General features: G+C 30.8%; 16 protein-coding genes. All 16 read right to left on the bottom strand.

The features are described from left to right. Window positions 1–9: 9 nt before the first annotated feature. The 16 genes from mreD to IC758_RS05575 all read right to left on the bottom strand — a co-directional run bounded on the left by mreD (window position 10) and on the right by IC758_RS05575 (window position 13,444). Window positions 10–498, bottom strand: coding sequence for a rod shape-determining protein MreD (gene mreD, locus IC758_RS05650; protein WP_227434076.1), 489 nt, complete (start codon window positions 496–498; stop codon window positions 10–12). 15 nt (window positions 499–513) lie between these two features. Continuing rightward, window positions 514–1,407, bottom strand: coding sequence for a rod shape-determining protein MreC (gene mreC / locus IC758_RS05645; protein WP_227434075.1), 894 nt, complete (start codon window positions 1,405–1,407; stop codon window positions 514–516). Window positions 1,408–1,416: 9 nt separating this feature from the next. Further along, complete coding sequence (locus IC758_RS05640; protein WP_269469188.1) at window positions 1,417–2,478, bottom strand: rod shape-determining protein; 1,062 nt, start codon at window positions 2,476–2,478, stop codon at window positions 1,417–1,419. Window positions 2,479–2,548: 70 nt separating this feature from the next. Beyond that, window positions 2,549–3,208, bottom strand: a complete 660-nt coding sequence (gene radC / locus IC758_RS05635) for a RadC family protein (protein ID WP_227434327.1) — start codon at window positions 3,206–3,208, stop codon at window positions 2,549–2,551. Between the two features lie 44 nt (window positions 3,209–3,252). Next, a complete protein-coding gene (locus IC758_RS05630) occupies window positions 3,253–3,837 on the bottom strand; it encodes a Maf family protein (RefSeq protein WP_227434074.1) in 585 nt (194 codons plus the stop codon). A 219-nt stretch (window positions 3,838–4,056) separates the two neighbouring features. Then, entirely contained in the window at window positions 4,057–5,028 is a 972-nt protein-coding gene (locus IC758_RS05625; RefSeq protein WP_227434326.1) for an RnfABCDGE type electron transport complex subunit B, read from the bottom strand. Window positions 5,029–5,043: 15 nt separating this feature from the next. Next, a complete protein-coding gene (gene rsxA / locus IC758_RS05620) occupies window positions 5,044–5,619 on the bottom strand; it encodes an electron transport complex subunit RsxA (protein ID WP_054269663.1) in 576 nt (191 codons plus the stop codon). Window positions 5,620–5,633: 14 nt separating this feature from the next. Next, window positions 5,634–6,227 carry an electron transport complex subunit RsxE gene (gene rsxE, locus IC758_RS05615; RefSeq protein ID WP_227434073.1) on the bottom strand — a complete coding sequence of 198 codons (594 nt, stop codon included), beginning with the start codon at window positions 6,225–6,227 and terminating at the stop codon, window positions 5,634–5,636. A 12-nt stretch (window positions 6,228–6,239) separates the two neighbouring features. Continuing rightward, window positions 6,240–6,809, bottom strand: coding sequence for an RnfABCDGE type electron transport complex subunit G (locus IC758_RS05610; RefSeq protein WP_227434072.1), 570 nt, complete (start codon window positions 6,807–6,809; stop codon window positions 6,240–6,242). Beyond that, window positions 6,809–7,786: an RnfABCDGE type electron transport complex subunit D gene (locus tag IC758_RS05605; RefSeq protein ID WP_227434071.1), complete on the bottom strand. Its 978-nt coding sequence runs from the start codon at window positions 7,784–7,786 to the stop codon at window positions 6,809–6,811. Before IC758_RS05605 ends, IC758_RS05610 begins: the two co-directional genes overlap by 1 nt. A gap of 22 nt (window positions 7,787–7,808) precedes the next feature. Then, window positions 7,809–9,146 (bottom strand): electron transport complex subunit RsxC, encoded by a 1,338-nt coding sequence (gene rsxC, locus IC758_RS05600; RefSeq protein ID WP_227434070.1) that lies wholly within the window; start codon window positions 9,144–9,146, stop codon window positions 7,809–7,811. A gap of 215 nt (window positions 9,147–9,361) precedes the next feature. Then, window positions 9,362–10,306 carry a hypothetical protein gene (locus IC758_RS05595; protein WP_227434069.1) on the bottom strand — a complete coding sequence of 315 codons (945 nt, stop codon included), beginning with the start codon at window positions 10,304–10,306 and terminating at the stop codon, window positions 9,362–9,364. 109 nt (window positions 10,307–10,415) lie between these two features. Continuing rightward, on the bottom strand, window positions 10,416–11,696 hold the full coding sequence (locus IC758_RS05590) for a C40 family peptidase (RefSeq protein ID WP_227860818.1): 1,281 nt from the start codon (window positions 11,694–11,696) through the stop codon (window positions 10,416–10,418). Window positions 11,697–11,827: 131 nt separating this feature from the next. After that, complete coding sequence (locus IC758_RS05585; RefSeq protein WP_227434067.1) at window positions 11,828–12,199, bottom strand: VOC family protein; 372 nt, start codon at window positions 12,197–12,199, stop codon at window positions 11,828–11,830. A gap of 232 nt (window positions 12,200–12,431) precedes the next feature. Next, window positions 12,432–13,031, bottom strand: a complete 600-nt coding sequence (locus tag IC758_RS05580; RefSeq protein WP_227434066.1) for a hypothetical protein — start codon at window positions 13,029–13,031, stop codon at window positions 12,432–12,434. A gap of 200 nt (window positions 13,032–13,231) precedes the next feature. After that, window positions 13,232–13,444, bottom strand: a complete 213-nt coding sequence (locus IC758_RS05575) for a heavy-metal-associated domain-containing protein (protein ID WP_227434065.1) — start codon at window positions 13,442–13,444, stop codon at window positions 13,232–13,234. Window positions 13,445–13,472: the final 28 nt, after the last annotated feature.

The following is a 13,472-nucleotide window of genomic DNA, read 5'->3' as shown; positions in this document are numbered from 1 at the left end:
AATCACCAACTAATCTTCTTTAAGTTTTAAAACTGCTCTTTTAGACAAGCGATATATTATTAAACCAATTAAACTATTCACTATTGGTGCTACTAGTAGACCCTTTACTAAAAGTGTTGATATGCTATAGCTTTGATAGATTATACTAGATGTACCTATATTGACAATTGAATCAATTAAACTTCCTATTAAAACCAAAACGAAAGTAATAATATAGCTACCTTTATATAGTTGATCCCTCATGTGTCCAATCGCATATGCAATAACAAACAAAACTAATGCATTTACACCAAGAATTCCACCAATGGTTATGTCCTTAATAAGCCCTATTATGGCTGCTATAATCCCACCTTCTAATTCATCCAAATAAAGAGAAATTATAGTTACATATATAAGAACTAAGTTAAAGCTTATTCCAAAAATATTTATATAATTTGTTATACTATTTTCTATAGTCATAACCACAATACCCAATAGACAAAGTAAAACTTTTTTCATTGTTTTTTATCCCCTTTATCCTATATTTCTTGGTTCTATGACTACAACGTCATCTATATTCTTAAAATCAACATAAGGTTTTACAACTACATATTTTAGTGATTTATCTTTATCATCAATTACCTTTTCAACCTCACCAATTGGTATGCCTTCTGGGAAAAATCCAAGACCAGATGTTGTTATTATATCTCCTTGAATTACATTATATGATGAGTCAAACATATAACCTTGTAAATAACCTTTACTATTATAACTATCCTTATTGTCTAAAGTAGTATTTTGAGTAATTGCTCCTTTAGCACTAGCATTTTTTGCTAATTTAAAACTTACAGATGATTTAGAATCTAATAGTGAAATTGCCTTACTATAATCGTTGGAAACTTCATAAACTATACCAACTAGACCACTGCCATTCATAACTATACTTTCTTTTTTTACACCTGAATTTTTTCCCGCACCTATTATAAAACTCTCATACCAGTTTCCATCATTTTTACCTACAACACTTGTAGAAATACTTGTTGCTTTATATTTTTCTTCTACAAAGCTAAGTGTCTTCTTTAATTCTTCTAATGATTCTGTCTTGTCTAATTTGGTATTTAAAGCTATAACATCTTTTTTAAGCTTTTCATTTTCTGATTCTAATTTTTTTACCTTTTCAGAGTTATCTCTATAATTTAAGATATCTTTAAAACCATTTTTTATAAATGAAAATCCATCATTTATTCCTTTTCCTACACTTGTAATAGCATCTGATGCTACACCTAAGTTTACTGGGCTTCCACTTGAAAACTTACCAATTGATATACCCACAATTCCAATTAAAGTGATAGCAACTACGCCCGTTGCTATCACTTTAACATTAATCCTTTTTTTCTCATTTTTATTCTTGTCAAATCTCAAGGCCATCACCAACTTCTAATTTTTAGCATTCATCATTAATACTTTTTCAAAAATTTCTTGGTCTTCAACAGACTTTCCTGTTCCAAGTGCAACACAATCAAGAGGAGCTTCTGCTATTTGAACAGACATTCCTGTTTCTTGTGTAATAAGTTTATCAAGACCTCTAAGTAAAGCTCCTCCTCCTGTTAGCATTATTCCGTTTTCCATTATGTCTGATGCTAATTCTGGTGGAGTCTTTTCTAATGTAGATTTTATAGCATCTACTATTGAACTCACAGGCTCTTTTAATGCTTCTCTAACTTCTGTAGAACATATTTCTATTGTTTTAGGTAACCCTGATATTAAATCTCTACCTCTTATTTGCATATTTATTTCTTCATCATCTTTAAATGTAGAACCTATGCTAATTTTAACATTTTCAGCAGTTCTTTCACCTATCATAAGATTATATTCTTTTTTTACATAGGCAACTATAGACTCGTCAAATTCGTCTCCACCAATTCTTATAGATTTAGCAGTAACAATTCCTCCTAGAGATATTACAGCTATTTCTGAAGTACCTCCACCGATATCAACTACCATATTACCTTCTGGCTCTTCAACCTTTAATCCAGCTCCTATAGCCGCTGCCATTGGTTCCTCTATAAGAAATGCATCTTTAGCACCAGCTTGTCTTGCAGCCTCTTCTATAGCTCTCTTTTCAACTTCTGTAACTCCAAAAGGAACACATATAGCTATTCTTGGACTTACAACACCTTTTTTATCAGCTGCTTTTTGTATAAAGTAACTAATCATTGATTGAGTTATATCAAAGTCAGCTATTACTCCATCTTTCATTGGTCTTATAGCTACTATATTTCCTGGTGTTCTACCTATCATTTTTTTAGCTTCTTCACCTACTGCTAAAACTTCTTTACTGTCATCTCTTATTGCAACAACTGAGGGTTCTCTAACAACAATACCTTGTCCTTTTATGTAAACTAATGTATTTGCAGTCCCTAAATCTATTCCCATATCCTTTGTCATCTTGTTAAAACTAAAAAAACCTCTTTTTTCTTTCTTTTTTTCCTTAGCCATGATTTTACTCCTTCCTACTAATTAAGAATCATGTTTAAAACATTCTCCTACTATTTTATCACATATAAAGTCAAATTATCATATTTTCTTTAAAGCTAAAGTATAATCCATCTCCAATTATTATATGGTCAATTATTTCAATCCCAATTATTTCTCCACATTTAATAAGTCTTGATGTAATATTTTTATCTTCCTTTGATGGTTCTACACTTCCTGAGGGGTGATTATGCATCACTATTATTTTACTTGCACTTCTCTTTATAGCTTCTTTAAAAACTTCTCTAGGATGGACTAATGATGAGTTTAAAGTCCCTACAGATATATCTACATCAGATATTATCTCATTTTTTGTATTTAAAAGAACTGCCTTAAAAACCTCTTTTTTCAAATACCTCAGACTATTCATATAATATTTATGTATATCCCAAGGATTTTTTATTTTATACTTCATAGGTTTAAAACTAGCTACTCTAAAGCCTAGTTCTAAAGCTGCTTTAATTTGGGCTGATTTTGACAATCCAATTCCATCTATATTACACAGCTCCTCTATTGTCATTTCCTCTAAATGTCTAATACCCTGAATATCTTTATTTATTATATAGTTGGCTAACTCGATTGCATTTTTATGTTTGTTACCAGTTCTTAAAAGTATAGCCAACAATTCAGCATTTGATAAGCTTTCTACTCCTTCAGCAAGCATCTTTTCTCTGGGTCTTTCCTCTAGTGCCATTTCTTTTACCTTAATGGTTGAATTAAATGACTTTTTCAGATAAATCACACTCCATAAAAAAGATTTATATTAAAATGTTCCTTTAACAAGTCACCTAACTTTGAAATTGGAAGTCCAACTATATTAAAATAATCGCCTCTAATCTCTTCAACTAGCAAAGCTCCATATCCTTGTATTCCATAAGCTCCTGCTTTGTCAAATGACTCTTTAGTTTTCAGATAATCCTCAATATCTTTTTCTGATAACGTTTTAAATTTTACATTGCTGATTACATAGTCAATTATTTTTTTATCTTTGCACAAGTTTATTAAGCTAATACCTGTTATGACTTGATGCTCTCTTCCAGATAGTCTACTTAGCATGTCTCTTGCACAAGACTCATCTTTAGGCTTTCCTAAAATAGCATTATCTAAAACAACAACAGTATCAGCTCCAATAACAACATCTTTCTTATGTTTAGATGCTACAAACATACTTTTTTCAAAAGCTAATCTCATAACTAAATGTTTTGGTGCTTCACCTTCCAATATAATCTCATCAATTTCACTTTTAATTATATCAAATCTTACATTTGTATTCTCTAGAATTTCTTTCCTTCTTGGAGAGGCTGATGCCAAGATTATATTCATTTATTCACCTCATTTGTACGTAATTTGTACCTATTTAGTCTATCACTATATTGTAAAAAATTCAACAGAAATGTCGAACCTTTTTTGTTACACTATTGTTATATTTATTACCAATAAAATAAATATACATAAAATAGAGGTATGGAAATTATTCCATACCTCTGTTTTATGTACTCATTAGAGATATGGAAATTATTCCATATCTTTATTTTGTCCATATTACAAAATTTTAATAGCTTTCTTTGGACATTTTTCCATACATAAATGGCATCCTACACATTTGTCTGCATCTACCTTATGTTTTTCTTTTAATTCACCTTCTATTGCATCAAACTTACATTGTTTTTTGCACACTGTACATCCCACACAAAGTTCTTGGTCAATAGTAACTTTCTTTCTTTTAGCTATATCACCTGATATTACTTTTGTAGGGCATTTTTCTACACATTGCATACAACCTACACACTTACTAGGGTCTATTTTAGCTATTTTGTTTTCAAATATTATTGCATCAAATTTACAAGCTTTTACACACATTCCACAACCAATACATCCAGCAGTACATTTTTCTTTAACAGCTTTACCAAATTCTTTGCTATTACATTCTACAACTATTGATTGGCTTTCTGGTTTTGTAATTATTATACCCTTAGGGCATGCTTCTTTACATTTTCCACAGTTAACACATTTTTCTTCATCTATTACTGCTACTCCATCAACTATAGAAATAGCATCAAATTTACAAACAGTCTTACATGTTCCAAGACCTAAACATCCAAACTTACACATTTTAGCTCCTGAATTTAAAACATTTGCTGCTCTACAATCAGATATTCCTTCATACTCATATTTATCTTTTGCACTTGAGCAAGTTCCTTTGCAAATAACTTTTGCTACTTGTTTTTCACCTGCTTCAGCACTTACGCCCATTATTTCTCCAACTTTTGCACCAACATCTGCTCCACCTACAGGGCAACCATTAACTGGTGCTTTTCCTTCAACTATCGCACTTGCAAGACCTCCACATCCTGGGAATCCACAACCACCACAGTTAGCACCTGGAAGTACTCCTAGTATAGCTTCCACTCTTTCGTCTACTTCTACAGCAAACTTTTTAGATGCAAAATCTAATACTATCCCGAAGATTAAGCCCATAACTCCTAAAACTAATACAGCTGTAAGTATCACTATTTTCACCCCTCTTTTTTATAGCTTTATAAGTCCTGTAAATCCTAAGAAAGCTATTGACATTAAACTTGCTGATATAAGTGTTATAGGGAAACCTTTAAACGCTTCTGGTATATCAGCTAATTCTAGTCTTTCTCTTATACCTGCGAATATTACTATTGCTAAAGTAAATCCAGCTCCTGCTCCAAATCCGTTTATTATTGTTTCTACTAAATTATAACTTTTTTGAACATTAACTAGAGCTATACCAAGAACTGCACAGTTTGTAGTTATAAGAGGTAGATAAACTCCTAATGCTTGATATAAAGATGGACTCATCTTTTGAATTACCATTTCAACGAACTGAACTATAGAAGCTATAACCAATATAAAAGCTATTGTTTGTAAAAATTCAGTTCCAGTCTTTACTAATAAAATTTGTATAAAATAAGTTATAATTGAAGCTAGAGTTAGAACGAATGTAACTGCAACTCCCATCCCTACTGCTGTATCAACTTTCTTAGAAACTCCTAAGAAAGGACATATACCCAAGAACTGAGATGTTATAACGTTATTAACAAGAACGATACTTAAAAATAAAAGTATTAAATTCATTTATTACACCTCCACTACGCTTTTTTACTTCTTAATTTATTAAATCCTGCAAATAAGAATCCTAATGTTAAGAATGCACCTGGTGGTAATATAAATATTAATACTGGTTGGAAAGATGCTCCAAATAGTGTCATTCCAAATAAACTACCATTTCCAAGTAATTCTCTTACTGCACCTATTACTGTAAGAGCAACAGTAAATCCAAGACCTTGACCTACACCATCAACAATTGAAGCTAGTGGACCAGTTTTAAAAGCAAAACTTTCTGCACGAGCTAGTATTAAACAGTTAACAACTATTAATGGTATATATATACCAAGAGCCTTATCAAGAGCAGGAACATATGCTTTTAAAACCATTCCTACTATTGTAACAAATGTAGCTATAATGACTACAAATATAGGTATTCTTATCTTATCTGGTGTGATTTTTCTTAGTAATGATATAACTAAATTTGCACATATTAAAACTGCTGCTGTTGAAAGACCCATACCGATTCCATTTATTGCTGAAGTTGTAACGGCTAGTGTTGGACACATACCTATAACTTGCACAAATGTTGGGTTCTCATCTATTAGCCCATTTTTAAATACTTTAGCTAAATTCATAATTAACCCTCCTTATTTATTAAGAGCACTATTGAAGACATCTATTGCAGCATTTACTCCTGTAGTAACTGCTGTAGATGTAATAGTTGCACCTGATATTGCTAATATTTGATTTTCTGCTGTTGTGCTTCCTTTTGCTACTTCAAGAGGTTCAGCAGTTTTTCCTTTGTATTGACCTTTAAATGCATCATCTTTAGCTTTTGCTCCAAGTCCTGCTGTCTCTGACATATTACCAATATCAACACCTGTAACTTGGCCATCAGCTGATATACCTACCATAACTTCAATTTCTCCACCATAGCCACTTGGTTTAGCTTTTAAAGTATATCCTACTACCTCAGAACCATCTAGCCCTTCATATACTTCAGCTATAAGACCATCTCCAAGGTCTTTATAAGTACTTTCCTTCATTTCTTTAAATTCTTTTGCTTCTGGAAGTACTGCTTTTCTAAGTTCATTATTTGCTTGTATATTTCTTTGTTCTATTACTGGAGCTGTAACTTGATTTGTAGCTCCAAGTGCTAATGAGGCTATTGCACTTATAGCAAGTAAAGTTCCACCTAGTCTTACCATACTATTCATTATTTAGCCACCTCCCCAAACACTCTGTTTCTAACAAACTTATCTATAAGTGGTGCAAGACAGTTTACTAGTAGTATTGAGTAAGATACACCTTCTGGATATCCACCATACATTCTTATAACAGTTGTTATAAGACCTGCTAATACAGCGTATATTATTTGACCTTTCTTAGTCATAGGCGAAGTTGTATAATCCGTAAGCATGAAGAATCCACCTAACATAAGTCCTCCAGCAAACAGTTGATATATTGCAAAATTTATATTAAATCCACCTAAAAGGAATGTTAATATAAATACAGTTGCTATGTAAAATACTGGGATAACATAATTTATTATGCCTTTATACATTAGGTATACTCCACCTAATAATAATAATATTGCTGATGTCTCACCTATACATCCACCAATATTACCAATCATCATATCAGCGAGACTAATTCCATTGCTAGAAAGGTCTGCTAATCCTGCTGCTCCATTTTTCAAAAAGCTTAATGGTGTTGCAGTAGTAACTGCATCTAAATTTTTACCTATCCAGTTAACACCTGGTTGAGTCCAAGCAGTCATTGCTACTGGAAATGATGCTAATAAAAATGCTCTTGCAGCAAGTGCTGGATTGACAAAGTTACATCCAATTCCACCAAATACCATTTTAACTACTAATATTGCAAATATTCCTCCTACTAGACACATCCACCAAGGAAGTGATGCTGGTACGTTAAATGCTAATAATAATCCTGTTACAACAGCTGAAAAATCTCCTATAGTACTTTTATGCTTCATAAGTTTTTGATATAAAAATTCAGTACCTACTGTACCAAGTATACAAAAAAACATAGCACTCAATGCATTAAGTCTAAAGAAGTATACTCCTGCTACTGCTGCTGGAAGGAGTGCTATAATAACTTGTTTCATTATATATGAAGTATCTTCATTACTTCTCACATGAGGAGAAGATGATACTATCAACTTATTTTCCATCGTTTTTCCCCCTTAACTTTCTTTATTTCTGAGCAGCTTGCTTTCTTCTCTTTGCTCCTATTTCTCTTTTTGCTGATCTTATAGATTGAAGTAATGGTCTTCTTGCTGGACAAATAAATGAACAAGACCCACATTCTATACAATCCATAGCTCTATGATATTCAGCTGTGTCATAATCTTCCTTCAAAGAATATGCACTTATGAAAAGTGGTTGTAAGAATGATGGACATACATCTGTACATCTTCCACATCTTAAACAATTTTGAACATCTGGTGTACGTGATTCTTCTTCATCTAAACATAAAATCCCTGAAGAACCTTTATTAGTTGCTATTTCAGTAGTATATTGAGCTATCCCCATCATAGGTCCACCCATTATCACTTTACCAACTTTTTTATCTTCTTTAAAACCACCACATTGGTCTATTATTTCTGAGACTAATGTCCCAACTTTTGTTATTAGGTTTTTAGGTTCTTTGATACAGCTACCTGTTATTGTAGTAATTCTTTCTACCAAAGGCATACCTGTTTTAATAGATTTAGCTATTTGAGCTGCTGTGGCAACGTTGTCAACAACTGCACCTGCTGCTATTGGCAATCCGCCTGATGGAACTTCCTTACCTGTACACGCATAAATAAGTTGTTTTTCTGCTCCTTGTGGATATTTCACTTGAAGGCCAACAACTTCGATTTCACTATAATCTTTAGCTACATTTTGAATGGCTTCTATAGCATCTGGTTTATTTGTTTCAATTCCTATAAATCCTTTTTTAACATCTAATACTTTCATTAATGCTCTTAAACCAAATACAACATCTTCTGGATTTTCCACCATTAATCTGTGGTCTGCAGTTAAATATGGTTCACATTCTGCCCCATTTAATATAACTACTTCTGCTTTACTGTCTGGTGGAGGAGATACTTTTACATGGTTAGGGAATGTAGCTCCACCCATACCTACTATTCCTGCCTCTTTTATGATACCTACTATATCTTCTTTGCTCAAATCCTCTAACTGACCTTTTGGTTGAACACTTTCATGTAATTCTTCCTTAAAGTCATTTTCGATAACTACACATTGAGCTGAACCACCTGGTACTTCATGTTGTTCAATAGCAATAACTTTACCTGATACTGAAGAATGAACGTTACATGAAACGAAACCTTGCTGTTCACCTATTTTTTGCCCAAACTTTACTTCATCACCAACTTCAACAATAGGTTTAGCTGGTGCCCCTATATGTTGTTGAAGAGGAATGTAAACTATCTTTGGAGCTTGAGCTTTTTCAAGTGCCTTTGTGTTAGAGTACTCTTTTCTATATGGAGGATGTATCCCTCCCTTAAAAGTTAAGAGTTTCATTGTTTTACCCCCTTATCTATAAAAAAACATTTTTTCTGCCTTCTATAAGTATACTATATATATTAAAAAATCTTAACAATTGTTAAAAAAATATCCCTATTTTTATAATTTATTTTATAAATCAACGCCTCTTTATTAAGTTAAAACGAAGAAAAGGATTGTCTTATTAAACAATCCTTTTCCTATAGCTTTCTAAAGTCTAAATTTTCTGTATTTTATTTTATGGAATTTATGAACAAAGAATACTCTTGCATAGATGATAAAAGTAGACTTTTACTTACACTATATTTTTCTTCATTTGCTGCTTTTGAGGCAGTATCAATTTTTTCGTTTATGTTCTTTACATAGTCAATCAAATTATCTTTAAATAAACTCATTTCAGAATAATCAATCTTTTCAGCTTCTTTTGATATATTTTGTGATATTGCCTTTCTATTTGTCAAAATAGTATTATATTTTTCCATATCTACATTATTTTCATCATTCGACCAAAAACTTGATTCTTCTTTAAAGTTTGTTATTAATTTATTTAATTCTTTGGATATACTATCTATATAAGCATAATTACTTGTATATTCTAAAGATAGCATAGGTGCATCTAAATGAGATAAAAACGCATCTGGAAATACTTTTCTTATAGAACTCATATGTTTTCTAACTTCATTTTCATCAAAAGAAGAGTATGTTTGTATTTTTTTTACTCCATCCTTCTCCATAACTGAAAAAGGTATATCACTACTAACTAATGATGTTTGTATTTTTTTCAAATCGTCATCATTATCTATTGCAGCAACTTGGATAGTATATATATCCCATCCTTCAATAGTAGCTAATTTTACTTCTTCTGGTTCCTTGGTATTATTTACTGCTTTTTCTGAATTATTATTTTGATTATTATTTGAATTGGTTTGTGATTTAGATTTTTTTCCATTTTTTATGGCATTTAGTTCATCAGATATATCTTTATAAGTTATATCTGATGAACTATTTAGAAATGGTATTTTAGCTGATATATACTCTAACATCTTGCTATCTTTTATTTTTGTATAAGAATAATAGCCAATCAAACATAAACAAGCAATAGTTATTATATACTTACGCACATCTATCTTATGTCTATTATTATTAAATCCTCTGTATATCGTCTTTCTTCTATTCATTAGTTTGTCCCCTCCCAAAATTATATTATTAATAAAGTATATTTTTAAGAGTCTCAATTTATGAATAGAAAACTTATTTATTTTAATTTTTTAATAAAAATTATATCTACTAAGCAAATCGTCTTGCTCCAAGCAATGCTTTAGACCAATATGAAGTAGTCAAATTGTCTACTTTAACCTTATTAGGATTAGTTTGAGTTCCACTACAATGTATAAACTTACTATTGCCTACATATATACCTACATGGTTCGTTGCTCCATCTCCGTCAGTATCAAAGTAAACTAAATCTCCTGGTGCATAGTTACCCATAGAAACTGCACTTCCAAATTGAGCTTGCTCTCTAGAAACTCTTGGTATAGAAAGTCCAACTGAGTGTTTAAAAACATACTGTGTAAATCCAGAACAATCAAACTTATCTGGACCAGATGCTCCCCATTGATATGGTATTCCAATAAGTGTATATGCAAAATCTACTACTTTTGAACCATTTACAGTCGATTTATCTGAATTTCCAATAGATGAAGAATTTGAATTACTATTAGATTGGGAATTATTATTAGATGATGAATTAGAGTTTTCTTTTAATCCTTCAGTAGTCTCAGAAATATAACTAGAACTTACCCATCCAGTTGTCCCATTTGATAATTTTACTTTATACCATCCATTACTTTTAGCTTTTAACTCAACAACATCTCCACCATTTAATTTTCCGATTACAGAATAGCTTGTCCCAGGACCACTTCTTACATTTAAACTTACAGTAGATGTTACTTTTCCCTTCTTGCCTTCAAGTAATACTTCACTAGATTGATTTTTATCAGTGTTGTTATTATTAGTAGTATTACTTGAATTAGAATCATTTGTTCCAACATCTTCTGATGTTTTTGAGATATACTGACTACTAGCCCATCCAGTAACTCCATTTGATAGCTTTATTTTATACCATCCATTACTTTGTTCTAATAACTTTACTACATCTCCATTATTTGCTTTACCAACTAATGAGTAGTTTGTACCTGCACCACTTCTTATATTTAATCTAGAACTGACATTTACTTTTCCATTCCCACTAATAGATGTTCCACTTGATGTTGAATTATTTTGATTCGAAGTACTTCCAGATGAACCACTCGTTGATATGTATTTTGAACTTCCCCAGCCAACAACAGAACTTGACACTCTTACTTTATACCAACCATTAGATTTTTCTAAAATTTCTACAGTTTTTCCCTTATATAACTTTGCTACTTTGTCACAATCAGCACTTGGCCCGCTTCTTATATTTAAAGCACTAGCTGTCACAACTCCCTTTTCAAGAGCACTTGCATGTATGGAACTAACAGATACTGCTACTGCTCCAATCCCTAAAGCCGTTATAGCTTTCTTCACTACTATCACTCCCCCCAACATATTTTTATAATCATAAATTTGTACCACTATTATCCATTTTTAACAACTATATTTTAATGATAACTTATTCTATTATTAATTGTAAAGAAATTATAATTATATTATTAAAATTAATGATTCTTAGGAAGTATTTCAATCCAATAATTATCTGGGTCCGCTATAAAATAAATTCCCATACTTTCATTTTCAAAACATATACAATCTAAGTCTTTATGAAGTTTTTTTGCCTCATCAAACTCTTCAACTTCTAAAGCCAAATGGAACTCATTATCCCCTAAATTATATGGTCTATCCCAATCTCTAAGCCAAGTTAACTCTAATGTATGGCTAGTAATCCCATCTCCTAAATAAACTAGTATAAAACTTCCATCTTCTGCTTCTTTACGCTTTACTTCTTTTAGACCTAAAGCTTTATCATAAAAATTCAAACTTTTTTCTAAGTTAGTAACATTAAAATTGTTATGGCAAAAACTAAACTTCATTTTGAAATCACTCTCCAATTTTTACTTTTTTTATATTATATCATTATTATAACTTTATTTAAATCAAATTAAGTTAAAAATTTGAATAATACTACGTAATACTTAAGTAGCATTAAATTATTTAAAAGAATATGTCAAAAAAAGAATAAGTTCTATTAAACACATGAAAAAATTGTACTCAAGTTATCTTGATTGTGTAAAATAATAGAACTTATTTTTTTAATTTTTATATTTAATTTTTAATTTTTTCTTTTATAATATAGTTTATTACTTTTTTTCTAATATCTTCAGCACTATAATCATCCTCTATTTCTATATCTAAAAGTTTTGCTATTGATTTCATATCTTCCCTAGTTTTTGACCTATAGCTTGATATCAGTTCATCTTTTATTTTCTCAGGTTCTAAAAGATATTCTTCATCTCCTCTTTTGAAAGTAACATATTTTTGAGCATATGAATTTCTATTATAGTATATATACCTTGATATTTTTCTTAAAATCTGATTATATGAAAGTCGCTTATTAACATTAAGCTTTAAGTACTCTGAAAAAGCAAATAGCTCTTTTTTTGATTTAAATAATGTTTCTTTTTTGATAGTTCTTGATATCGAAGTTACACTTTCTTGATATGCACACTTTTTTAACATTTTTAAATATACTCTATTAAGACCAATACTTTGATTGAATTTTTTTATATTATTATTAATAACTTTATCCAAATTACCTTCAAAGTATTTTTTTGCTCCTTTTTGTGATACATAACTCTCAAGTTCTTTGTGGGCCATATCAAGTATCATTTTTTTTAAATCTTCTTTATATCCTCTAGACTCCATGATACTCCCTCCCTTAGCTATTTATAGTATATTCAAAAAGTTTACGAAATGTGAATCTTTCTCGAAATTTTTTACTTTTTATGTATATATTAATTTAAAAGGGGAGATAATAGTAATGTAAAATCAAACATACTCAATCTCCCCCATTTTTAGACCTCTATTACTCCCCCAATAGAGGTCTTTTTTTATTTTATTATTTTTTATTCAATTCCTTTTAATTCAAAACCTAACTCTGCTATTACTTCTTTTAACTTATCAACTGATACATCATCTTTCATATCTACAGATGCACATTTATTTTCCAAATCTACATCTAAAACTTCAACACCATCTATATCTTCTGTTAATGCAGTTTTAAGGTGATTTACACAGTGTCCACAACTCATACCTTCTACTAATAGTTTCTTTTTCATATCAATTACCTCCTTATACCCTATAAGG

The sequence above is a fragment of the Clostridioides sp. ES-W-0016-02 genome (assembly GCF_020641035.1).
GTDB lineage: Bacteria > Bacillota > Clostridia > Peptostreptococcales > Peptostreptococcaceae > Clostridioides.
This window is presented reverse-complemented; position numbering and strand designations above follow the sequence as displayed.

Bases quoted from the DNA above. Each gene is read 5' to 3' on its own strand.
- mreD (WP_227434076.1), bottom strand. From the start codon at position 498: ATGAAAAAAGTTTTACTTTGTCTATTGGGTATTGTGGTTATGACTATA.
- mreC (WP_227434075.1), bottom strand. From the start codon at position 1,407: ATGGCCTTGAGATTTGACAAGAATAAAAATGAGAAAAAAAGGATTAAT.
- IC758_RS05640 (WP_269469188.1), bottom strand. From the start codon at position 2,478: ATGGCTAAGGAAAAAAAGAAAGAAAAAAGAGGTTTTTTTAGTTTTAAC.
- radC (WP_227434327.1), bottom strand. From the start codon at position 3,208: ATGGCACTAGAGGAAAGACCCAGAGAAAAGATGCTTGCTGAAGGAGTA.
- IC758_RS05630 (WP_227434074.1), bottom strand. From the start codon at position 3,837: ATGAATATAATCTTGGCATCAGCCTCTCCAAGAAGGAAAGAAATTCTA.
- rsxA (WP_054269663.1), bottom strand. From the start codon at position 5,619: ATGAATTTAATACTTTTATTTTTAAGTATCGTTCTTGTTAATAACGTT.
- rsxE (WP_227434073.1), bottom strand. From the start codon at position 6,227: ATGAATTTAGCTAAAGTATTTAAAAATGGGCTAATAGATGAGAACCCA.
- IC758_RS05610 (WP_227434072.1), bottom strand. From the start codon at position 6,809: ATGAATAGTATGGTAAGACTAGGTGGAACTTTACTTGCTATAAGTGCA.
- IC758_RS05605 (WP_227434071.1), bottom strand. From the start codon at position 7,786: ATGGAAAATAAGTTGATAGTATCATCTTCTCCTCATGTGAGAAGTAAT.
- rsxC (WP_227434070.1), bottom strand. From the start codon at position 9,146: ATGAAACTCTTAACTTTTAAGGGAGGGATACATCCTCCATATAGAAAA.
- IC758_RS05595 (WP_227434069.1), bottom strand. From the start codon at position 10,306: ATGAATAGAAGAAAGACGATATACAGAGGATTTAATAATAATAGACAT.
- IC758_RS05585 (WP_227434067.1), bottom strand. From the start codon at position 12,199: ATGAAGTTTAGTTTTTGCCATAACAATTTTAATGTTACTAACTTAGAA.
- IC758_RS05580 (WP_227434066.1), bottom strand. From the start codon at position 13,031: ATGGAGTCTAGAGGATATAAAGAAGATTTAAAAAAAATGATACTTGAT.
- IC758_RS05575 (WP_227434065.1), bottom strand. From the start codon at position 13,444: ATGAAAAAGAAACTATTAGTAGAAGGTATGAGTTGTGGACACTGTGTA.